Source organism: Tepidiphilus thermophilus (genome assembly GCF_001418245.1).
Classification (GTDB): Bacteria; Pseudomonadota; Gammaproteobacteria; order Burkholderiales; family Rhodocyclaceae; genus Tepidiphilus; species Tepidiphilus succinatimandens.
Genome location: NZ_LIPU01000007.1, coordinates 91,729 through 113,167 on the forward strand (window position 1 = coordinate 91,729; position 21,439 = coordinate 113,167).

Consider the following 21,439-nt stretch of genomic DNA (forward strand, 5'->3'; position numbering starts at 1 on the left):
CACGAAACCATGGTCGCCACTCAACTGACACTTGCCGCCAAGGCCCCCGATCTCGCGCTCGCGGCCCTCACCGAGGGTTTGTCCGTCGAACAGGCCGAGGCGGTGCGCGAGGCTCACGAATTCGCCCGGCGCGAATTTGCCGATCTGCGCCTGTCTACCGGCGAGCCGGTGTTCGATCACGCGATGGCGGTGGCGCTGATTGCCGCCGAGCTGCGGCTCGACCCGGCCTCGTGCATCGCGGGGCTGCTCTATGCCGTGCCGGTACGGGCGCCGGAGCATTTCGAATGGGTCACCTCGCGCTTCGATGCCGACGTGCCGCGGCTGCTGCGCGGTCTGCAGCGCCTCGAAGGCTTGCGCGTCCCGATCGGAATGGACGACACAGCCCAGACCGAGACCTTGCGCAAGATGCTGCTCGCGCTGGTCGAAGACATCCGCGTGGTGCTGCTGCGTCTGGCCTCGCGCCTGCAGACCCTGCGCTGGTTTGCCAGCGAGGGCGGAGAGACCGCGGCACGGGTCGACTATGCCCGCGAGAGCCTGGCGCTCTACGCGCCGCTCGCCAATCGCCTCGGTGTGGGGCAGATCAAGTGGGAGATCGAGGATCTCTCATTCCGCTTTCTCGAACCCGAGACCTACAAGCGCATCGCCCGCCTGCTCGACGAGCGCCGGCTCGAGCGCGAGGCGTTCGTCGCCCGCGTGGTGCAGCGGCTCTCGGCCGAAGTGGCGGCGCTCGGTATCGCCGGTGCCGAAGTCTATGGTCGGGCCAAGCACATCTACAGCATCTGGAACAAGATGCGCAAGAAAGGGCTCGATTTTTCGCAGGTGTATGACGTGCGCGCCGTGCGGGTGCTGGTGCCGGCGGTGGCCGACTGCTACGCGGTCTTGAGCCGCGTGCATGAGCTGTGGCCGCCGATTGCCGGGGAATTCGACGATTACATCGCCCGACCCAAACCGAACGGCTATCGCTCGCTGCACACCGCCGTGCGCGCCGAAGACGGCCGACCGCTCGAAGTCCAGGTGCGCACCTTCGAGATGCACCGCCATGCGGAGTTCGGCGTGGCGGCGCACTGGCGCTACAAGGAAGGGGCGGACAAGACCTCGCCCTACGACCAGAAGATCGCCCTCTTGCGCTCGCTGCTTGCCTGGCGCGACGAGGTGGTCGACAGCAGCGAATGGGCCGACCGGGTGCGCCATGCGGTGCACGACGATACCATTTTCGTGCTCACCCCCACGGGGCGCGTCGTCGATCTCCCGCAGGGGGCCACGCCGGTCGATTTCGCCTACCGCATCCACACCGACGTCGGCCACCGCTGCCGCGGCGCGCGCGTCGACGGCCAGCTCGTGCCGCTCGACACCCCTCTGCGCTCGGGGCAGACGGTGGAAGTGGTCACCGCCAAGGAAGGCGGCCCTTCGCGCGACTGGCTCAATCCGGCGCTGGGCTACGTCAAGACGAAGACGGCACGCGCCAAGATCCGTGCCTGGTTCGCCCAGCAGCAGGAGGCGGAGCTCCTTGCCCGCGGCCGTTCGCTGGTGGAGCGGGAGCTGCAGCGCGAGGGGCACACCCGCACCAATCTGGAGAAACTCGCCGAGCGCCTCGGCTTCAAATCGCCCGAGGCCCTCTACCGTGCCACCGCCCGCGGTGAGATCGGTCCGCGCGCCATCGTGCAGGCGCTACAGCCAGCCGCAGCCGAAGCTCCGGTCGGGCCGGTCACGGTGCCGCTGCACGCGCCGTCGGCCCGCGCTGGCGGGGCGATCCTCGTGGGGGGGCAGAGCGGCCTTCTGACCACGCTCGCGCGCTGCTGCCACCCCATGCCGCCCGACGAGATCGTCGGTTTCGTCACGCGGGGCAGGGGGGTGACGATCCACCGCGCCGACTGCCGGGATCTTCTCGAGCTGAGCCTGCGCCATCCCGAACGGCTCGTGACCGCCCAATGGAACGAGGCCGCCGCCGGCACCGGTCCGCGTCGCGCCTATCCGGTCGAGATCCAGATCGAGGCGCACGACCGCCAGGGGCTGCTGCGCGACGTGAGCGAGGTGTTTACGGTGCAGCGGCTCAACGTCACGGCCGTGCAGACCTTGACCACGCAGCACCGTGCCCGGATGAACTTCACCGTGGAGGCGCCGGATGCCGAGCGGCTCGCGGCCGCGATCGCGGCGCTGCGCGCGGTGCCCGATGTGGTAGAAGTGCGTCGACGCTGACCGGCGGCGTCACACGGGCTTCGCCAGCTCCTGCAGCAGGATTTCCTGCGCCGCCCGGCGCTGCCGTCGGGCGTGCTTGAGGCGATAGCGCCCGTCGACGTCCAGTTCCCAGGCTTGGGCGTTGTCGAGGAGATAGATGCGCAGCCCCTCCTTGATGACGCGGCGCTTGAGCCTTGGATCGAGCACCGGCACCGCTGCTTCGACGCGACGGAAAAAATTGCGCTCCATCCAGTCGGCGCTCGACAGATACACCTTCTGCTCGCCGTCGGCATGGAAATAGAAGATGCGGTGGTGTTCGAGGAAACGCCCGACGATGGAGCGCACGCGGATGCGCTCGGAGAGCCCCGCTACGCCGGGGCGCAGCGCACACGCGCCGCGCACGATGAGATCGATTTCCACCCCTGCCTGGGAAGCCTCGTAGAGCGCTTCGATCACCTCCGGCTCGAGGAGCGCGTTCATCTTGGCGATGATGCGCCCCTTGCGCCCGGCGCGGGCGGCTTCGGCTTCGGCGCGGATGTGCGCGAGCACGTTCTCGTGCAGGGTGAAGGGTGCCTGCCACAGGTGATGCAGCTCGCCCGGCTTGCCCAGGCCGGTGATCGAATCGAAGATCTCGGAGACGTCCTGTCCGATGGTCTCGTCGGCCGTCATCAGGCCGAAATCGGTGTACGAGCGGCTCGTGCGAGGATGGTAGTTTCCGGTTCCAAGATGGCAGTAGCGCCGCAGCCTGCCTTCTTCGCGGCGCACGATCATCAAGAGCTTGGCGTGCGTCTTGAAGCCGAAGATGCCGTAGACCACGTGCGCGCCGGCATCGTGCAGGCGGTTCGCCCACTGGATGTTGGCTTCCTCGTCGAAGCGCGCCATCAGCTCCAGCACCACCGTCACTTCCTTGCCCCGCTGCGCGGCGCGGATGAGGTGCTCCATCAGCACCGAGTCGGTGCCGGTGCGATACACCGTCATCTTGATGGCCATTACGTTGGGGTCGTCGGCCGCCACCTTGAGGAAGTTGATCACCGGTTCAAAACTCTCGTAGGGGTGGTGCAGCAGCACGTCCTGGCGGCGCAGCACGCGGAAGATGTCCTGCGGTCGCGAGAGCTCGCGCGGGATGCGCGGTTGAAAGGGGCGATACTTCAGATCCGGCCGGTCGACCAGGTCGGGAATGGATATGAGGCGCACGAGGTTGACGATGCCGGGCACACGGTAGAGGTCCTTGGGTGTGAGGTGGAAATGCTCCAGCAGGAACTGCGCCATCTGCTCGGAACAGTTCTCTGCCACCTCCAGCCGCACTGCGTCGCCGAAGTGGCGGTGTTGCAGCTCTTCCTTGAGCGTGTCGCGCAGGTCTTTGATTTCTTCCTCGTCGAGGAAGAGGTCGGAGTTGCGGGTGACGCGGAACTGGTAGCAGCCTTTGATCTCCATGCCGTGAAAGAGCAGATGTACGTACTCGTGGATCACCGCCGAGAGAAAGACGAAAGTGTAGGGGTGCTCGCTCACCTCTTTGGGCAGACGGATGACACGCGGCAGCACCCGCGGCGCCTGCACGATGGCCCGGCCCGAGGCACGCCCGAAGGCGTCGGTGCCCTCGAGCTCGATGGCGAAGTTCAGGCTCTTGTTGAGCACCCGGGGGAAGGGGTGTGCCGGGTCGAGCCCGATCGGCGTGAGCAGCGGCTGCACCTGGCTGCGAAAATACTCCTCGATCCAGCGACGCTGCGCCTCGTTCCACTCCGCACGGCGCAGGAAGACGATGCCTTCCTGGGCGAGTGCGGGCAGGATTTCCTGGTTGAGCAAGGCGTATTGCCGCGCCACGATGCCATGGACCTCGGCGCTGATCTGCTCGAGCAGGTCTTCGAGCGGGATGCCGTCGATGCCGGGGCGGGTCACCCCCTGGCGACGCTGCTCCTTCAAGCCGGCGACACGGATCTCGAAGAATTCGTCGAGGTTGCTCGAGACGATGCACAGAAAGCGCAGACGCTCGAGCAGCGGCACCGTTGGCTCGGCGGCATTGGCCAGCACCCGGCGCTGGAACTGCAGCAGCGACAGGTCGCGGTTGAAGAAGTGTTCTGCGGGATAGGTCTTTGGGGGACGCTCGATGGATACGGGCATGCGTTGCTCCAGGGTCGATGCACGTGCGTTATCTTCCGCTGGATCATATCGCGTTCCCGCATCGGCTTCCACCGCTTCGGCGTTACAATCCGTGCGACCATTCGCTGAGGGGAAGGGCTTGTTCTCGCATCTGGCTGCCGTCGATCTCGGATCGAACAGCTTCCGGCTCGAAATCGCCCGCGTCGACGGCGACTTGCTCTACCCCGTCGACGACCTCAAGGCAGCGGTGCGTCTGGCCGCCGGGCTCGGCGCCGACAAAAGGCTCGATGCCGCCGCCTTCGCCCGTGGGCTGTCGGCGCTGGCGGGATTTGCCGAACGGCTGCAAGGGTTTCCTCCCGAAGCGGTGCGCGCGGTCGGCACCAACGCCCTGCGCGTGGCGCGCAACGCGCCCGAGTTCGTGCTTCAGGGGCAGGCGATCCTGGGGCATCCCATCGAGATCGTCTCCGGCCGGGAAGAAGCCCGCCTCATCTACCTCGGCGTGGCGCACGCCGTGCCCGAGCCGCATCGCCAGACTTTCGTCATCGACATCGGCGGCGGTTCCACCGAAGTCATCATCGGCCGCGGTTTCCAGCCCATTTTGCTCGAGAGCCTCTACATGGGCTGCGTCTCCTACAGCCTGCGCTTCTTTCCCGACGGAAAGATCACCGAAGGCCGCCTGCGCGAGGCCCGGCTCGCCGCGGCCAAGGAGATCGAGGCGATTGCCCTCCCTTTTCGGGCCTTGGGCTGGGAGCGGGCCGTCGGTTCCAGCGGTTCGGCCAAGGCGATCCGCGACGTGCTCGTCGCTCAAGGCTGGAGCCGTGAGACCATCACGCGCAAGGGGCTGCAGCAGCTCGTCAAGGCGTTACCCACGCTCGGCTCGATCGAGGCACTCAAAGGGCTCAAAGGGCTCAAACGCGACCGCCAACCGGTCTTCCCCGGCGCGGTGGCGATCATGGCCGCCGCCTTCGAGGTGCTCGGGCTCGAGGAGATGGTCTTCTCCGAAGGCGCCTTGCGCCTCGGGGTACTCTACGATCTGCTCGGGCGGCATCATCACCAGGACATCCGCGAATCCTCGGTCGAACGGTTCATGGAGCGCTATGGCGTCGACCGGGTACACGCCGGGCGGGTGGAGACCACGGCGCTCGAGCTCGCCCTCGATCTGCGCCCCGAGCTCGCTTTCGAGGAACATCCCGACCGCCTGCTGCTCTCCTGGGCGGCACGACTGCACGAGATCGGTCTGTCGATTGCGCATGCCGGACACCACAAGCATGGCGCCTACATCCTGGCGCACGCCGACATGCCGGGCTTCTCCCGCATGGAGCAGGCGCAACTCGCGCGCCTCGTGCTGAGCCATCGCGGCAAGCTCGAGCGGCTCGCCGAACTGCCTCCCGGTTCGCCGCAATGGGATCTCATCTTCGCGCTGCGCATCGCCGCCGTGCTGCATCGGGCCCGGGACGGCAAACGGTTCGACCATTTGCATGCCCGGCGCGAAGGCAAGGGTTATGCTTTGAGGCTGCCGGCCACCTTCCTGCGTCGCCATCCGCTCACTCGCGCCGCGCTGGAAGACGAAACCGCGCAATGGGCGAGTGTCGGCATGCCGCTGCGCCTCGATCCGATTCCCGTAACCATCAACCAACCTTAGGAGAACGACATGACGGTCAACCCTTATGAAATGGGGCTAGAAAAGACCCCCGCCAACTACGTGCCGCTCACGCCGCTCACCTTCCTGTCACGCTCGGCCTACATTTACCCCGAACGCATCGCGGTCATCCACGGCAAGCGCCGCTATACCTGGAAACAAGTCGAGGAGCGCGCCCGGCGGCTCGCCTCCGCCCTGCGCCAGCTCGGGGTGAAGAAGAACGATACGGTGGCGGTGATTCTCAACAACACGCCCGAGATGTACGAGTGCCATTTCGGCGTACCCGGCTGCGGCGCGGTGCTCAACACGATCAACATCCGGCTCGACCCCGAGACGGTGGCCTTCATCCTCAACCACGGCGAGGCCAAGGTGCTCATCACCGACCGCGAGTATTCCAAGATGGTGAAAGAGGCGATCCGCATCGCCCATCGCCCCGATCTCATCGTCATCGACGTGGACGACCCGGAATACACCGGCCCCGGCGAGCGGCTCGGCCGGATCGAGTACGAGGAATTCCTCGCCCAGGGCAACCCCGAGTTCGCCCTCGAATACCCGCAGGACGAGTGGGAGGCGATCTCCCTCAACTATACTTCCGGCACCACCGGCAACCCCAAAGGCGTGGTCTATCACCACCGCGGGGCCTATCTCAATGCCTTCAGCAACATCGTCTCATGGGGCATGCCGCCGCACTCGGTCTATCTGTGGACCCTGCCGATGTTCCACTGCAACGGCTGGTGCTTCCCCTGGACCATGGCCGCCAACGCCGGCACCAACGTCTGCCTGCGCCGCGTCGATCCGCGCCTCATCCTCGAGCTGATCGCCGAGCACAAGGTGACCCACTACTGCGGCGCGCCCATCGTGCACTCAATGATCGCCAATGCCCCGGAGAGTTGGCGCAAGGGGATCACGCACAAGGTCTCCGGCCTGGTGGCCGCTGCCCCGCCTCCGGCCGCGATGATCGAGGCGATGGCCAAGATCGGCTTCGACATCACCCACGTCTATGGGCTCACCGAAACCTACGGACCGGCCGCGGTCTGTGTCAAGCACGACGATTGGGCGAGCCTGCCGCTCGAAGAGCAGGTGCGGCTCAACGGCCGCCAGGGGGTGCGCTACCACGCCCAGGAGGCGATCACGGTGATGGATCCGGACACCATGCAGCCGGTGCCCTGGGATGGCGAGACCATGGGCGAGATCATGTTCCGCGGCAACCTCGTCATGAAGGGCTACCTCAAGAACCCCAAAGCCACCGAAGAGGCGTTTCGCGGCGGCTGGTACCACACCGGAGACCTCGGCGTGATGCAGCCCGACGGCTACGTCAAGATCAAAGACCGCGCCAAGGACATCATCATCTCAGGTGGCGAGAACATCTCCTCGATCGAAGTCGAGGATGCCCTCTATAAACACCCGGCGGTGGCCGCCGCGGCGGTGGTGGCCGCGCCCGACCCGAAGTGGGGCGAAGTGCCCTGCGCCTTCGTCGAGCTGCGCGAAGGCGCGGCGGTGACCGAAGAAGAGCTCGTGCAGCACTGCCGGCGGCTCCTCGCCGGCTTCAAGGTGCCCAAGCGCTTCATCTTCGGTCCCATTCCCAAGACCTCGACCGGCAAGATCCAGAAGTACATCCTGCGCGAACGGGCGAAATCGCGCGAGGCGATCGAATAAAAGGCGCCATGATGCCGCGCCGTGCGGCGTATGTGCGCCGCGCGGCGTTGCGCCGGCGCCACAAGCGGCGGATATCCGGGGTCCAGCGCCCCTTGTTTCCCCTTTTGCCGCGCGCTGATCGTGCTATCGTAAAATTGGGCCAAGGAGAGAGGCATGGATCACGAGGATTTCGCCGACGAGATACGTGACCTGAATCTCAGCTACCTGATCCTCGCGCAGCGCATGGTGCAGCGCGACCCAGCCTCTGCCGCCGTAAAGCTGGGGCTGGAAGCAGAGACGGCGCGCTGGCTCGCCGCATTGCCGCCGGCCAAGCTGGTGCGCATGGCGAGCCTGCAGATCGGGCTGCCGCAGTTCCGTTTCGACGCGGCCGTGCTCGAGCGCATGGCCGGAGAAAAGGCCCGCGACGAGCTCACCGCCACCCTGCACGCCGCCATCCTCGCGCACGGCAGCCAGCGAAAGAAAACCAAACGAACGGGAGGACATCATGACGAGACCTGAGTCGATCGAACGAGAAGCGGCCGACGTTTGCCTTGCAGCCGAGCTCATCCGGCTCGGCGCGCGCATGCAGCTCCTCGAAGCGGAGACTTCCTTGAGCCGCGAGCGCCTGCTCAAGCTCTACAAGGAAATCCGCCATGCTTCCCCGCCCAAGGGGATGCTACCCTTTTCCACCGACTGGTTCATGACCTGGCAGCCCAACGTGCACGCCTCCCTTTTCATGAACCTCCATCGCCGGGTGCGGCAAAGCGGTGCGGCCGAGGGCGTGCACGCGCTCATTGCCGCCTATCACCTCTATCTCGACCAGATCGACGCCATTGGCACCGACCCGGTGCTCAGCATCACGCGCGCCTGGACGCTGCTGCGCTTCTTCGAAGCCGAGCTGGTGCAGCTCACGCCGTGCTCCTGCTGCGGCGGCGAATTCCTCACCCACGCCTACGAGCCGGCCAAGACCTTCGTCTGCGGCATCTGCCACATGCCCTCGCGCGCCGGCAGCAGCCGCACCTCGGCCAAGACGGCCATCTCCCGCGGACAGAAGCGCCTGAGCGCCCAGCCCGCCTGAATCCCCCGATTGCGCCAAGCGCCACGCATGAGCCTGTGCTAACATAGAGCCCCCCGGATCGGGGGCGGCTTGGCTGCATCCGCAGCGCTCGATGGCTCACGGCAAAGCGAAAAGGGGGGATTCGTGTTTCTGCTGCTCGGGTATGTGATCATACTCGCCTCCGCGTTCGGTACTTATGCGATCCACGGCAGCCTCGTGGCGCTGTGGGTGCCGGCAGAATACGTGGCCATCGTCGGGCTCATGATCGGCAGCTTCATCGCCAGTAACGACGGCGCCACCCTCAAGCTCGTGCTCGGGCGGCTGTCGGGCGCCCTCAAGGGCTCCCCTTATACGCGCGCCTTCTACCTCGAGCTGCTCTCCCTCCTCTACGAGATCCTGGTCAAGATCCGCAAGGAAGGGCTGATGTCGATCGAGCAGGACGTGGACAACCCCGAGGGTTCGGCCCTGTTCGGCAAATACCCGCTCGTGCTCAAGGATCATCATCTCGTCGAATTCATCACCGACTACCTGCGCATGATGGTGAGTGGCAGCCTCAATCCGGTCGAAATCGAAACTCTCATGGATCAGGAACTCGAGACGCACCATCAGGAAGCGCACATGCCGCCGCATATCGTGAGCAAGATTGCCGACGCCATGCCCGCCTTCGGTATCGTGGTCGCGGTCATGGGCGTGGTGAATGTGCTGGGTTCGGTGGGCGAGCCGCCGGCGGTGCTCGGCAAGAAGCTCGGCGGCGCCCTGGTCGGGACCTTCCTCGGCATCCTCCTCTCCTACGGCTTCGTCGCGCCCATCGCCGGCCAGCTCGAAGCGAAAGTCGAGGATGGCGCCAAACCCTTCCAGGTGGCCAAGGTGGTGCTGCTCGCCAGCATGAGCGGCTATCCGCCGCAGATCGCCATCGAATTCGGGCGCAAGGTGCTGTGGACGCGCGATCGTCCCACCTTCCTTCAGCTCGAGGAAGAGCTGAAGGGGCGCAAATAACGGCGCGATGCGATGAGCGACGAGAGTCAGCAACCAATCGTCATCAAGCGCATCAAAAAGGGCGGCGGTGCCGCCCACGGCGGCGCCTGGAAAGTCGCCTACGCCGACTTCGTCACCGCCATGATGGCGTTTTTCCTTTTGCTGTGGCTGCTCGGCTCCACGGCGCAAGGGGACCTCGAAGGCATCGCCAAGTTCTTTCAGAACCCGCTCAAGGTGGCGCGCGAAGGCGGGGAGGGCGCCGGCGATTCCGAGCGTATCATCCCCGGCGGCGGCGAGGATCTGAGCCGGCGCGTGGGCCAGGTCAAGCGTGGCGAGACGCGCAGCGAGAAGAGTACCGCGACGCGCGAAGGCGGGGAGGGCGCCTCTCCCATGCATGGCCTCTCCGACGTGGAGATCGCCACTGGCGGGCAGGGAAGGGTGGCCGGCACGCCGCTCACCGAGGCATCTCCAGCACCGGGGCGCGGCGGTGGCAGCAGCGGCCCCGGCATGGGGGGCGAAAAGCTGCGCGAACTGCAGCAGCTCGAGCGGACCAAGGCGATGCTGGAGGCGATTCTCGAGGCCGACCCGAATCTACGGGCGATGAAGGATCAGATCCAGATGCGCATCTCGGACGACGGTCTGGTGATCGAGATCGTCGATACGCAGAACCGCCCCATGTTCGCGCTCGGTAGCGCCCAGGTGCAGGACTACACCCGGCGGCTCCTGCGCACGGTGGGGCGCACGCTCAACGACCTACCCAACCGCATCAGCATCGCCGGGCATACCGACGCCACACCCTATGCCGGCGATGGGCGCGGCATGTCGAACTGGGAGCTCTCCGCGGAGCGCGCCAACGCCGCCCGGCGCGAGCTCGTCGCCGGCGGGCTCGACCCGACCAAGATCTTCCGCGTCGTCGGCATGGCCGACACCTCCCCCCTCATTCCCGAAGACCCTTACGCGCCGCAGAACCGGCGCATCAGCATCATCGTGCTGAAGAAAGAAGTGGAAGATGCCTGGCGGGCGCGGGAGCATGCGGCGCCGCTCATGCAGGGGTACGGTCAGCCGCCGGCTGCGCCGACCGCCAAGCCTGGCGGAGCCTCGCCATGAACCGCGAAGAGGATTCCGCTTCGGCGCTGCGCCGCATCGCCGAGGTGCGGCGCACCATCGAGCGCCTCGCCCAGACCCGCCTCGAATCGCTGCCGCGCGAGTTCGAGCTCACCGAAGAGGATTTCGCCGCCATCCGGGCGTTGGTGGCCGAACGAGCCGGCATCGCGCTCTCGCAGGCCAAGCGCGACATGGTCTACGTTCGCCTGTCGCGCCGCCTGCGCGCGCTGGGGCTCAAGCGCTTCGCCGACTACCTGGCGCGGGTGCGCAGCGACGAGCGCGAACTCGAAGCCTTCATCAATGCGCTCACCACCAATCTGACCTATTTCTTCCGCGAGCCGCACCACTTCGAGCACTTGCGCACCTGGCTCGGGCAGCGCCCAGGGGCTCGCCTGTGGTCGGCCGGATGCGCGAGCGGCGAAGAAGCCTATTCCATCGCCATGACGGCCTGCGAAGTGTGGGGGCGGCTCGATCCCCCCGTCGAGATCCTCGCCACCGACCTCGACACGCAGGTGCTGGAAGAGGGCCGCCGCGGCATCTATGCCGCCGAGCGGCTCGAGGCGATCGATCCTCGCCTACGCGACCGCTATTTCGAACCGCTCGCCGATGGCCGCTGGCAGATCCGCGCCGAACTGCGCGCCCTCGTGCGCTTTGCCCGGCTCAATTTCGTCGAAACCCCTTGGCCGGTGCAAGGGCCGTTCGAGGCGATCTTCTGCCGCAACGTGCTGATCTACTTCGATCGCCATACCCAGCGCATGATCCTCGAGCGCTTCGCTCCCCTCTTGCGCCCGGGCGGCTACCTCTATCTGGGGCATTCGGAGAACCTCCTCTATGCGAGCGAGGCGTTCGAGCCGCTGGGACGCACGATCTATCGTCGCAAGGCCGACGGGGAGGCGGCGGCAGGGGGGGAGCATCGGTCTTCTGCACCGCCGCAGGCCACGCCGTGCGGCGAATCCTGGGTGCCTTCTCCCGCTCGTGCCGGCAGATCTTTCCTCCCGGGGGCCGCCGGGGCGGAGGCGGCCTCGTGCAGGGAGCGCGAAGAGCCTGTGCACCCCGGCGAACCGGTGATCCTCATCGGCGCCTCCACCGGCGGCACCGAGGCGATCAAGACGGTGCTGCAAGCCCTGCCGGCCGACGCTCCGCCAGTGCTCATCGTGCAGCACATGCCGGAGCATTTCACCACCTCGTTCGCCAAGCGGCTGGACCAGGTGTGCGCCTTGCGCGTGAGCGAAGCGCGAGACGGCGAGATCCTGGTGCGCGGCCGGGCCTGGGTGGCGCCGGGACACTCGCACCTTCGCCTCGAACGCCAGGGAAATGGCTACGTGCTGCGGCTGGACCGCTCCGAGCCCGTCAACCGTCATCGACCCTCGGTGGACGTGCTCTTTTTCAGTGCGGCCGAGGTGCTGGGGCCGGCGGCGGTGGCGGTGCTCCTCACCGGCATGGGGCGCGACGGGGCGCAGGGGCTGCTTGCCTTGAAAGAGGCCGGCGCCCACACCATCGCTCAGGACGAGGCGAGCGCCGTCATCTGGGGCATGCCCGGCGAGGCGGTGCGCCTGGGCGCCGCCTGCGAGGTACTGCCGCTTACCGAGATCGGGCCGGCGATCGTGCGGGCGGTGTCACAGCGGCGGCTTTCGGGCCGGTCGTGAGTTTGGCGGCGTAGGGGGCTTTGGCGGTTTCCCCTTCTTTGACGCAACCGAGCAGTTCGGCATCCTTTTCCGCGCCCTCGACCAGCCGATCGAGCCCCCGCATGACTTCGAGGCTCGCTACCTCCATGCGGTGGATGGCTTCGACGAGGTGATCGATGTCTTTTTTTGCCAGCGCTTCGAACGCTTCTTGGGCGGCCTCGTGCACCGTCCGGTGCGGTCGCTCGAGTTCGCGGTAACCGGGAAAGCCGCTGAAGCACTCCTTGCCGCGCCCCTCGTAGTACCAGCGCCCGAGGCGGCAGTTCTGGTGATTGGCGAATTCCGCCGCGGCCTTGTCGCTCACGCCGAGCACCACTTGATAGACGCTGAATTTGTAGAGAATGTGATCGATTTTTGCGAGTTCGCAGAAGCTGCGCAACGCCGCCAACCCCGCGGACTGTTCGATGTGTTCGACCAGACCTTCGAGAGCCTCGACTTCCTGCGCCGCCTGTTCTCCTTCCGTGCTGAGGCGGCTCGATTCGGCGGCGAGTTCGGTCATGGCCTCGCGGCTCGAGCCGCTGTCGTTGCGAATCTGCTCGACGAGGCGCGAGATGTCGGCGGTAGCCACCGAGGTGCGTTCAGCAAGTTTGCGCACTTCGTCGGCCACCACGGCGAAACCGCGCCCTTGCTCTCCCGCGCGCGCCGCCTCGATCGCGGCGTTGAGCGCCAGGAGATTCGTCTGATCGGCGATCTCGCGGATGAGGTTGACGATGCCGGTGATCTCCTGTGCCCGCGCATCGAGCGCCCCGACTTTCTGCGCCGCATTCTGCGAGCGCTCGGCGAGTTGGCGTAGACTCTTGGCAATCGCCTCGGCCGCTTCGCGACCGCGTTCGGCACGTTCGAAGGCCTGCTCGGCGGTTTCCCGGTCTTCGTCGCTGCGCTGCGCCAAGGTGCCGACACTACCCTGCACCTGGACAAGCGAGGTGTGAAACGCCTTGAATTCCTCGCTCACACGGCGCATGGCGTCGCTCTCCCAGCGGCAGCGATCGGCTTCGGCCTGGGCTTCTTCGAGCTGGCGGCGCAGGGCGGAGAGTTCGCTCTCCTTGCGCCGGATCTCTTCTTCCAGGGCGTTGGCGCGGGTTTCGAGCGCGCGCAGGCGCTCTTTGTGGCCGAACAACATGGGGCGCTCCTCGTTCGTTTTGGTCATGACATATATTACGGCAAAGTCGGCGCGGGACTTGAGGAAAAATAGATGGAAAAAAATGCCGTAATTCGGCTAAAGTTTGAACCCTGAGCTGCCGTAACATACGGTACCAAGATCGAATCGGAGTGGCGCGATGTCCGACCTACTCAAACGCATCGACGAGCGCACCAAGCTCGCCGGCACCAACAAGCTCGAGATCCTGCTCTTCACGCTCGGCGTGAGCAAGGTCACCAAGCGGCGCGAGACCTACGGCATCAACGTCTTCAAGGTGCGCGAGGTGATGAAGACCCCGCCCATCACCGCCGCGCCCGACATGCCTGCGGCGGTCAAAGGGGTGGTGAGCCTGCGCGGAGTGCTCGTGCCGGTGGTCGACCTGGGCGAATACGTCGGGGTGGAGCCCGGCAGCGAGCGCAACATCATGATCATCACCGAATACAACGGCAAGGTGCAGGGCTTCCTCGTCGAGTCGGTCGATACCATCCTGCGGCTCGACTGGTCGCAGATCCGCGTGCCGCCCGAGATGCTCACGGCCAAAACGGGCGGCTTGGTGACTGCGGTCACGGAGCTTCCCGATGGGCGCCTCGTGATGCTGCTCGACGTGGAAAAGGTGCTCTCCGACATCACCAAGTACGACGAGGCCGAAGATCTGTACGCCGGCATCGAGCCGCTTCCGGATGGCGACAGATACACCGTGTATTTCGCCGACGACTCGGCGGTGGCGCGCGAGCAGATCGAGCGCACCCTGCAAAAGATGGGGGTACGCTACGTGGGGGCGGTCAACGGCCGCATCGCCTGGGAGAATCTGGAAAAAGCCGCCGAGCGCGCCAAGATCACCGGTCGTCCCATCACCGACTTCGTCAGCGCCGTGATCACCGATATCGAGATGCCCGAGATGGATGGGTTCATCCTCACGAAGAAGATCAAATCCGACCGGCGCTTCACCGGCGTGCCGGTGTTGATGCATTCTTCTCTCTCGGGTATGCAGAACCAGTATCTGGGCAAATCGGTGGGCGTCGACGAATACGTCCCCAAATTCCATCCGCGCGAACTCGCCGAGACGCTGCAGCGCCTGTTCGCCAAACGTCAGGAAACCGCCAAGGAGGGCTGAAATGGCCAATCCGTCCGAACCCATGGTGATCGAACCGGAACTGGTCGACCCCGATGCCGAGAAGGCGTCAGAGCGCTTCGAAGAGATCGAGGCGCGCGCGGGGCTCGCCGGCTCGAACCGCTTCGAGATCCTGCTCTTTTCTCTCGGGACGTCCGAGACCTTCGGCATCAATGTCTTCAAGGTGCGCGAGGTGATGGCCACGCCTTTCATCACGCGCGCCCCGAACGTGCCGCCCGGCGTGGAAGGGCTGGTGAGCCTGCGCGGCAACGTGATCCCGGTGGTGTCGCTCGCCAAGGTGATGGAGCTCGCTCCCATGGACGATCGCATCGCACCGGCGATGATGGTGGCCGAATACTGCCGCAAAACGCTGGGATTCCTGGTCGATGCAGTCGATCGCATCATCCGGGTGGAATGGTCCAAGGTGCGCGAGCCGGAGAACGTCTCCTCGCAGGTACATGGCATGATCACTTCCATCACCGAGCTGCCCGACGGACGCCTGGTGTCGATCATCGACGTCGAGGCGGTACTGGCCAAGACCTTCGGCGAGGCGGTGGTGGGCGTCATCTTGCCGATTCCCGACGGTCATCGTCGGCACGTGTTTTTCGTCGATGATTCGAGCGTGGCGCGCAAGAAGATCGCCGAGGTGCTCGACAAGCTCGGCGTCAAGCACACGCACGCCAACAACGGCATGGAAGCCTGGGAGCGGCTGCAGAGCATGGCCAATTTCGCCGAGCAGACGGGAACGACCTTGCGCGATCAGCTCGACGTGATCCTCACCGACGCCGAGATGCCCGAGATGGATGGCTACGTGCTCACCAAGAACATCAAGGCCGATCCCCGCTTCGACGGCATTCCCGTGATCATGTATTCCTCGCTCACTTCTCAAGCCAATCGTACGATGGGCGAGCGGGTCGGGGTCGATGGATATGTGGAAAAATTCGACGCGCAGATGCTGGCCGAGACTTTGCGGCCGCTGCTGATGCGCTGATCAACAACGATGGAGAATGCTCGATGGCGGACGACAAGACGCGCTTCCTGGTCGTGGATGATTTCTCGACGATGCGTCGTATCTTGCGCAACCTCTTGAAGGAGCTGGGCTACACCAACGTCGACGAGGCCGAGGACGGCGTGGCGGCGCTGCACAAGCTCGAGTCGCAGCCCTACGATTTCGTCATCACCGACTGGAACATGCCGAACATGGACGGGCTGACGCTGCTGCGCAAGATCCGCAGCAGCGACAAGCTCAAGCACCTGCCGGTGCTCATGGTCACCGCCGAGGCGAAGAAAGAGAACATCATCGCCGCGGCCCAGGCCGGGGCTTCGGGCTACATCGTCAAGCCCTTCACCGCGGCGGTGCTGGCCGAGAAAATCGACCGCATTTTCGAGAAGATGGGTAAGAAACCGGCCGGAGGATCGGCGCAATGAGCAAGAAAACGCCTGATGAGCGTTCCGCGGAACGCCAAACCGACCCGAGCGGCGACAACGACGAGCTGCAGGCGCTCTTCGACAGCATCGTCGGTTCGGCGGGCAGCGTGTCGGAGCCCGAAGAGCCGCCGGCGCAAGGAGACAGCGACGAGCTGCAGGCGCTCTTCGACGCCGTGGCCCAGCAGTTCAGCGCCGCTGAAGAAGGTGCGAGGCAGGAGTCACCAGCTGCTCCAGCGCCGGCGCCCTGTCAGGTTCCGCACGACGAACTCGTTCAGCGCCTCGGCAAGGTGGCGCGCCAGCTGCACGAGGCGCTCAAGGAGCTGGGCTGCGAGACGGTCATCGCCGAAGCGGCCCAAGCCGTGCCCGATGCGCGCCAGCGCCTGCACTACATTGCCCAGATGACCGAGCAGGCCGCCTCGCGCGTGCTCAACGCCACCGACATCGCGATTCCCCTGCAGAAGTCGCTTGCCGAGAAAGCCGAGGCGCTCAAGAAGCGTTGGGACGATCTCTTCGCCAACCGCCTCTCGCCGCAGGAATTCCGCGAGCTCGCCCACGACACCCGGGCTTTCCTCGCCGACGTGGCCGACACCTCGCGCGCGACCACGCAGCAGCTTATGGAAATCATGATGGCGCAGGATTTCCAGGATCTCACCGGCCAGGTGATAAAGAAAGTGATCGAGATCGTCAGCCGCATCGAGACGGAGCTGCTGCAGATCCTCATCGAGGCGATTCCGGAGGAGGCGCGGCCGAAGAAGGCGGTCGAAGTTTCGCTGATGAACGGGCCGGTGATCGATACGCGCAAGGAAGGGGTCATCACCTCGCAGGAAGAGGTGGACGATTTGCTGAAGAGCCTGGGGTTCTGAACGCACCGGGCGCACGAAGGGAGAACGGCCGTGAGCGACTTTGCCGGAATGCAGGACCTGTTGCAGGATTTTCTCGTCGAGGCCGAGGATCTACTCTCGGGAGTCGACAACAAGCTCGTCGAACTCGAGCGCAACCCCGAAAATCGCGCGCTCTTGAACGAGATCTTCCGTGGATTCCACACCATCAAGGGAGGAGCGGGTTTCTTGGGGGCACAGGAGCTCGTCACCCTGTGCCATCTCACCGAAAACCTCTTCGACAAGCTGCGCAACGGCGAGCTGCATCTGAGCCCGGCGCTGATGGACGTGATCCTGGAAGCCACCGCGGCGGTACGCGAGATGTTCGGCTATCTCGAACGCAGCATCCAGCCGCCGCCGGCCGATCCACAGCTGCTCGAACGCCTGCGGCTCGCCATCGCCGGCAAGCTGGAACAAGGCGCCGAGGCTGCCGCAACGGCTGCGACCCAACCCCAAACCAACGCGCAGCAGCCGAACGCGGCCGAACCGGACTGGGACGCGCTGCACGCCGCCGTAACCGGCGCGGGCGCAGCCTCTGCAAAGGCACCGTCGGGTTCCGGGGGATCGACTGCTCCGCCCAGCAACGAGACCAAAGGGAAGCCGGACGAAGAGGGGGGACGGGCTGGCGTGCCCGTGGCCGCAGCCCGGCGTCCGATGGCGCCGCTTGCGCGCAAGGAGACGGTGCAGCGCGAAACCGCCATCCGGGTCGACACCGCCCGGCTCGATCAAGTGCTCAATCTCGCCGGCGAGATCGGCCTCACCAAAAACCGCCTCACGGCGCTCAGAAGCGACATCCTTTCCGGCAAGACCGACCCGGATACGCTGCATGCGCTCGACGTAGCGGTCAATCAGCTCGATTTGCTCGTCTCCGACCTGCAAAACGCCGTCATGAAGACGCGCATGCAGCCCATCGGGCGCCTCTTCCAGAAATATCCCCGCATCGCGCGCGACCTGGCACGGCAGTTGGGCAAGGAAGTCGAGCTCGTCGTCCAGGGGGAAGAGACCGAGATCGACAAGACCATGATCGAGGATCTCTCCGATCCGCTCATCCACCTCATCCGCAACGCAGTCGATCACGGCATCGAGATGCCCGATGAGCGCATTGCCGTGGGCAAGCCGCCTCAGGGGACGGTGACGCTGGCCGCCAAGCAGGAGGGGGATCACATCGTCATCATCGTCGCCGACGACGGCCGTGGTATGGACCCCGAGAAGATCCGTGCCAAGGCGGTGGAGAAAGGGCTCATCACGCCGGAAGAGGCCAACAGCCTCGACGAGCGTCAGAGCCTGAACCTCATCTTCCTGCCCGGCTTTTCCATGGCCGACCGCGTCTCCGACGTCTCCGGCCGAGGGGTGGGCACTGACGTGGTGCGCACCAACATCACCAAGCTCAACGGCACCATCGACGTGCGCTCCGAAGTCGGGCGCGGCACCACCTTCATCATCAACCTGCCGCTCACCTTGGCGATCCTGCCGGTGTTGCTGGTGCGCCTGGGCGAGCAGCCTTTCGCCGTGCCGCTCTCCATGGTGCGCGAGATCCTGCCGATCCACCTCGACGAAGTGCGCGAGGTCGGCGGGCGGGCGACGCTCTTCGTGCGCGGCGAAGTACTGCCCATCCTGCCGCTGGCCAACCTCCTCAACTGGAGGCTGGAGCGTACCCCGGCCTATGGGGTGCTCATGCAGATGGCCGAATTCTCCTTCATCCTCGGCATCGACACCTTCGCTGGCCGTGAGGACGCGGTGATCAAGTCGCTGGAGGATTTCCGCCCCAAAGGCGTGGCCGGGGTGACCATCCTCTCGAACGGCCAGATCGTGCTGATCCTCGACATGAAGGAGCTCTTCGAGACCGGTACGGGCACCAAAGGGGTGAGCAAGGCGTCGCTCGATGCGAAGAAAGCCGTCGCTCCTGCTTGAGGCAAAGGGTGCGCTGTAAGTGGAGGTAAAGGCGGCGGGCGGGTCCCGCCGCCGTCGTTTCAGGCAAGGAGCGTGAGGAGCCGTTGCTGCGCCGCCTCGAACTGGGCCAGGCCCTGCTGCTGCAGCGTCTCTCCGATCGCCTCGAGGTCGATGTCGATCCGAGCGCATCGCTCCCAGTGTGCCTGGGCGGCTTCGACGTCTTCCACGATCGTCGCGCCGCGCGCCTGGCCGTGATCGAGGAGCGCCGTGAGCGTCGCCTCGGGCAAGGTATTGACCGTCTCCGGCCCCACCAGCGGTTCCACGTAAAGCAGATCCGGATAAGCGGGGTTCTTGGTACTGGTGCTCGCCCACAGCGGCCGCTGCGCCCGGGCCCCTGCGCGGCGCAAGGAGCCGAAAGCGCGCTCGCCGAAATGTTGCAGAAAGTCCCGATAGGCGAGCTTGGCGAAGGCCACCGCGGTCTTGCCCTGCCAGTCGGGGCGTTCGGGCGCGCGCTCGGCAAGGAGCGCATCGACGGCCGTGTCGAGCCGGGAGAGGAAGAGGCTCGCCACGCCGAACATGGGTGCGAGCGGCCGGCCGGCGGCTTGACGTTGCTCGAGACCACGCCGATAGGCCTCGACGACGCGCCGGTACTGCGTGCGCGAGAAGAGCAGCGTCACGTTGACGTTGATCCCCTCGGCGACGAGCGCTTCGAGCGCTTCGGCGCCGGCGGCGGTGCCGGGAATCTTGACGAGCAGATTGGGGCGTTCGATCGCGGCATGCACCCGCCGGGCGGCGGCGATCGTGCCGGCGGCATCGTGCGCGAGCGCCGGGTCCACTTCCAGGCTCACGTAGCCGCGCTCCCCGCCCGAGGCTTCCCACAGCGGAAGGAGCAGGTCGCAGGCGCGGCGCACGTCGGCGAAGGTGAGTCGCTCGAGCCGTTCCGGCGGCGGCAGGGACGTGCGGCGCAAGGCTTCGACGTCTTCCCGATAGAGGGGGCTTTTGGCGATGGCGTTTTCGAAGATGGACGGATTGGTCGTAATGCCGCTCACGCCGATTTCCAACAGCTGGGCGAGCCGTCCGCCCTCGAGGAGGTCGCGCGAGAGGTGGTCGAGCCAGATCTGTTGGCCGAGTTCGAGGAGCTGATGCAGCACGGTTCGGGTCGTCATGTGTCGTCTTCCAGGGCGTCGTCGCAGGAGCTTGCCAGAGGGGCCGCCAGGGCGGCGATCTTCGCCCTTAGCATATCATCTTCGTGCGGCGCCTCGACGAAGGAAAGCGCCTCTTCCCAGCCGAGCCGGCGGGCGAGCGTGGCGAAGGTCGCATCGAGCGCGTGCAGCGCGAGCAGTGCACCGCTGTCGGGGTAGCGCACCGCCAGATCGCAGCAGGTGAGCAGCAGGCGCGACACGCCCAGGTGCTCGCGCCACAGGCGGTTGTGTAAACCGTGACCGTAGGTGGTGTCGCCGATGAGGGGGTAGCCGGCATGGCGCAGATGGCGGCGGATCTGGTGCTGGCGTCCGCCGTCCGGATAGCAGGCCACGAGCGCGTAGCGGCTGGTGGGATGACGGTCGTTGGGCCAGGGCAGTTCGATCGTCGCCAGGCGCCGTAGCTCGGTGCACGCCGCTTTCTCCGCGTCGCGCGGCCCCGGCACGGTGCGGGCGATGCGCGACAGCGGCCGATCGATCGTCAGGGTTTCGGGCGGATGCCCCCGCACCACGGCGAGGTAGCGCTTCGCCACGCGCCGGCCGGCGAAGTCGGCGGCCAGGGCGGCGGCAGCGGCTGCGTCGAGCGCGAAGAGCACCGGCCCGGAGGTCGGTTTGTCGAGGCGATGGACGGGGAAGACATGCCGGCCGAGGCGACCGCGCAGCCAGCGCATCAGGATGCGGGATTCGCGCGCGTCGAGCTCGGTGGGATGGACCAGCCAGCCGGAGGGCTTGAAAACGGCGACGAGCCGTTCGTCCTCATGCAGGAGGGAAGGCTCGTCGCGCTGGGGCGCCGCTGGGTTCAGGGCGTCAGGCGGCGTAATTGCGCTCCGCGAACTCCCAGTTGACCAGGTGTTCGAGGAAGGCGGTGACGAAGTCGGCGCGGCGGTTGCGGTAGTCGATGTAGTAGGCGTGCTCCCACACGTCGATGCACAGCAGCGGCGTATCACCCGTGGTGAGCGGCGTGCCGGCCGCGCCCATGTTGACCACGTCGACCGAACCATCGGCTTTCTTCACCAGCCACGTCCAGCCGGAGCCGAAGTTGCCCACGGCGCTGGTGTGGAAGACTTTCTTGAATTCGTCGAAGCTGCCCCATTTGGCCTTGATGGCATCGAGCAGGGCTCCTTTGGGCTCACCGCCGCCGTTGGGCTTCATGCAGTGCCAGAAGAAGGTGTGGTTCCAGGTCTGCGCCGCGTTGTTGTAGATCGGGCCGGCCGGGGCTTTCTTGACGATGGACTCGAGGTCCATGTTCTCGTATTCCGTGCCCTTGATGAGGTTGTTGAGGTTGGTGACGTAGGCCTGATGGTGCTTGCCGTAGTGGTACTCCATCGTCTCTTCGGAGATGTAGGGGGCAAGCGCGTTTTTCGGGTAGGGCAGTTCGGGCAGTTTGTGTTCCATGTTCTCTCTCCTTTGCGTGAAGGGCCGGCGTTCGGT

Annotated in this window: 18 protein-coding genes; 13 read left to right on the forward strand and 5 right to left on the reverse strand. The window is 65.8% G+C overall.

Annotation, left to right across the window (positions count from 1 at the left end):
• The first annotated feature begins 9 nt into the window (after window positions 1-9).
• Window positions 10-2,196: a RelA/SpoT family protein gene (locus ASC37_RS07245; RefSeq protein WP_055423734.1), complete on the forward strand. Its 2,187-nt coding sequence runs from the start codon at window positions 10-12 to the stop codon at window positions 2,194-2,196.
• A 9-nt stretch (window positions 2,197-2,205) separates the two neighbouring features.
• Here ASC37_RS07245 and ppk1 read toward each other — a convergent pair whose 3' ends face one another.
• Window positions 2,206-4,293, reverse strand: a complete 2,088-nt coding sequence (ppk1, locus tag ASC37_RS07250) for a polyphosphate kinase 1 (protein WP_055423735.1) — start codon at window positions 4,291-4,293, stop codon at window positions 2,206-2,208.
• 118 nt (window positions 4,294-4,411) lie between these two features.
• On the opposite strand from ppk1, the gene ppx reads away from it, so the two are divergent.
• The 7 genes from ppx (at window position 4,412) to ASC37_RS11510 (ending at window position 12,328) form a co-directional block, all read left to right on the forward strand.
• A complete protein-coding gene (ppx, locus tag ASC37_RS07255) occupies window positions 4,412-5,914 on the forward strand; it encodes an exopolyphosphatase (RefSeq protein ID WP_055423736.1) in 1,503 nt (500 codons plus the stop codon).
• A gap of 9 nt (window positions 5,915-5,923) precedes the next feature.
• Entirely contained in the window at window positions 5,924-7,567 is a 1,644-nt protein-coding gene (locus ASC37_RS07260; protein ID WP_055423737.1) for an acyl-CoA synthetase, read from the forward strand.
• A 153-nt stretch (window positions 7,568-7,720) separates the two neighbouring features.
• Window positions 7,721-8,065 (forward strand): flagellar transcriptional regulator FlhD, encoded by a 345-nt coding sequence (locus tag ASC37_RS07265; protein WP_055423738.1) that lies wholly within the window; start codon window positions 7,721-7,723, stop codon window positions 8,063-8,065.
• Window positions 8,052-8,624: a flagellar transcriptional regulator FlhC gene (flhC, locus tag ASC37_RS07270; RefSeq protein WP_055423739.1), complete on the forward strand. Its 573-nt coding sequence runs from the start codon at window positions 8,052-8,054 to the stop codon at window positions 8,622-8,624. The genes ASC37_RS07265 and flhC overlap by 14 nt, the downstream gene beginning before the upstream one ends.
• Window positions 8,625-8,747: 123 nt before the next feature.
• On the forward strand, window positions 8,748-9,599 hold the full coding sequence (gene motA, locus ASC37_RS07275) for a flagellar motor stator protein MotA (RefSeq protein WP_055423740.1): 852 nt from the start codon (window positions 8,748-8,750) through the stop codon (window positions 9,597-9,599).
• Window positions 9,600-9,611: 12 nt separating this feature from the next.
• Window positions 9,612-10,685 carry a flagellar motor protein MotB gene (locus ASC37_RS07280; RefSeq protein ID WP_055423741.1) on the forward strand — a complete coding sequence of 358 codons (1,074 nt, stop codon included), beginning with the start codon at window positions 9,612-9,614 and terminating at the stop codon, window positions 10,683-10,685.
• The gene (locus tag ASC37_RS11510; RefSeq protein WP_072247947.1) at window positions 10,682-12,328 is read left to right on the forward strand and encodes a chemotaxis protein CheB; all 1,647 of its coding nucleotides are present in this window, start codon (window positions 10,682-10,684) and stop codon (window positions 12,326-12,328) included. The genes ASC37_RS07280 and ASC37_RS11510 overlap by 4 nt, the downstream gene beginning before the upstream one ends.
• On the opposite strand, the gene ASC37_RS11835 is transcribed toward ASC37_RS11510, so the two are convergent.
• Window positions 12,264-13,484: a methyl-accepting chemotaxis protein gene (locus tag ASC37_RS11835; protein WP_055423742.1), complete on the reverse strand. Its 1,221-nt coding sequence runs from the start codon at window positions 13,482-13,484 to the stop codon at window positions 12,264-12,266. The two genes, ASC37_RS11510 and ASC37_RS11835, sit on opposite strands and share 65 nt — an antisense overlap.
• 157 nt (window positions 13,485-13,641) lie before the next feature.
• On the opposite strand from ASC37_RS11835, the gene ASC37_RS07295 reads away from it, so the two are divergent.
• From ASC37_RS07295 to ASC37_RS07315, 5 genes are read left to right on the forward strand one after another with little or no spacing between them, the layout of a single operon-like run.
• Window positions 13,642-14,616 (forward strand): chemotaxis protein, encoded by a 975-nt coding sequence (locus tag ASC37_RS07295; RefSeq protein ID WP_055423743.1) that lies wholly within the window; start codon window positions 13,642-13,644, stop codon window positions 14,614-14,616.
• Window positions 14,617-14,638: 22 nt separating this feature from the next.
• Window positions 14,639-15,604 carry a chemotaxis protein gene (locus ASC37_RS07300; RefSeq protein ID WP_055423762.1) on the forward strand — a complete coding sequence of 322 codons (966 nt, stop codon included), beginning with the start codon at window positions 14,639-14,641 and terminating at the stop codon, window positions 15,602-15,604.
• Window positions 15,605-15,627: 23 nt separating this feature from the next.
• On the forward strand, window positions 15,628-16,041 hold the full coding sequence (cheY, locus tag ASC37_RS07305; protein ID WP_055423744.1) for a chemotaxis response regulator CheY: 414 nt from the start codon (window positions 15,628-15,630) through the stop codon (window positions 16,039-16,041).
• A complete protein-coding gene (gene cheZ / locus ASC37_RS07310; RefSeq protein WP_055423745.1) occupies window positions 16,038-16,904 on the forward strand; it encodes a protein phosphatase CheZ in 867 nt (288 codons plus the stop codon). The genes cheY and cheZ overlap by 4 nt, the downstream gene beginning before the upstream one ends.
• 48 nt (window positions 16,905-16,952) lie before the next feature.
• Window positions 16,953-18,830 (forward strand): chemotaxis protein CheA, encoded by a 1,878-nt coding sequence (locus ASC37_RS07315; RefSeq protein WP_055423763.1) that lies wholly within the window; start codon window positions 16,953-16,955, stop codon window positions 18,828-18,830.
• 59 nt (window positions 18,831-18,889) lie between these two features.
• Here ASC37_RS07315 and tal read toward each other — a convergent pair whose 3' ends face one another.
• From tal to ASC37_RS07330, 3 genes are read right to left on the reverse strand one after another with little or no spacing between them, the layout of a single operon-like run.
• Window positions 18,890-19,975 carry a transaldolase gene (gene tal, locus ASC37_RS11635; RefSeq protein ID WP_055423746.1) on the reverse strand — a complete coding sequence of 362 codons (1,086 nt, stop codon included), beginning with the start codon at window positions 19,973-19,975 and terminating at the stop codon, window positions 18,890-18,892.
• Window positions 19,972-20,829 carry a pseudouridine synthase gene (locus tag ASC37_RS11640; protein ID WP_232424753.1) on the reverse strand — a complete coding sequence of 286 codons (858 nt, stop codon included), beginning with the start codon at window positions 20,827-20,829 and terminating at the stop codon, window positions 19,972-19,974. The genes tal and ASC37_RS11640 overlap by 4 nt, the downstream gene beginning before the upstream one ends.
• Window positions 20,816-21,403, reverse strand: a complete 588-nt coding sequence (locus ASC37_RS07330; protein ID WP_055423747.1) for a superoxide dismutase — start codon at window positions 21,401-21,403, stop codon at window positions 20,816-20,818. The genes ASC37_RS11640 and ASC37_RS07330 overlap by 14 nt, the downstream gene beginning before the upstream one ends.
• Window positions 21,404-21,439: the final 36 nt, after the last annotated feature.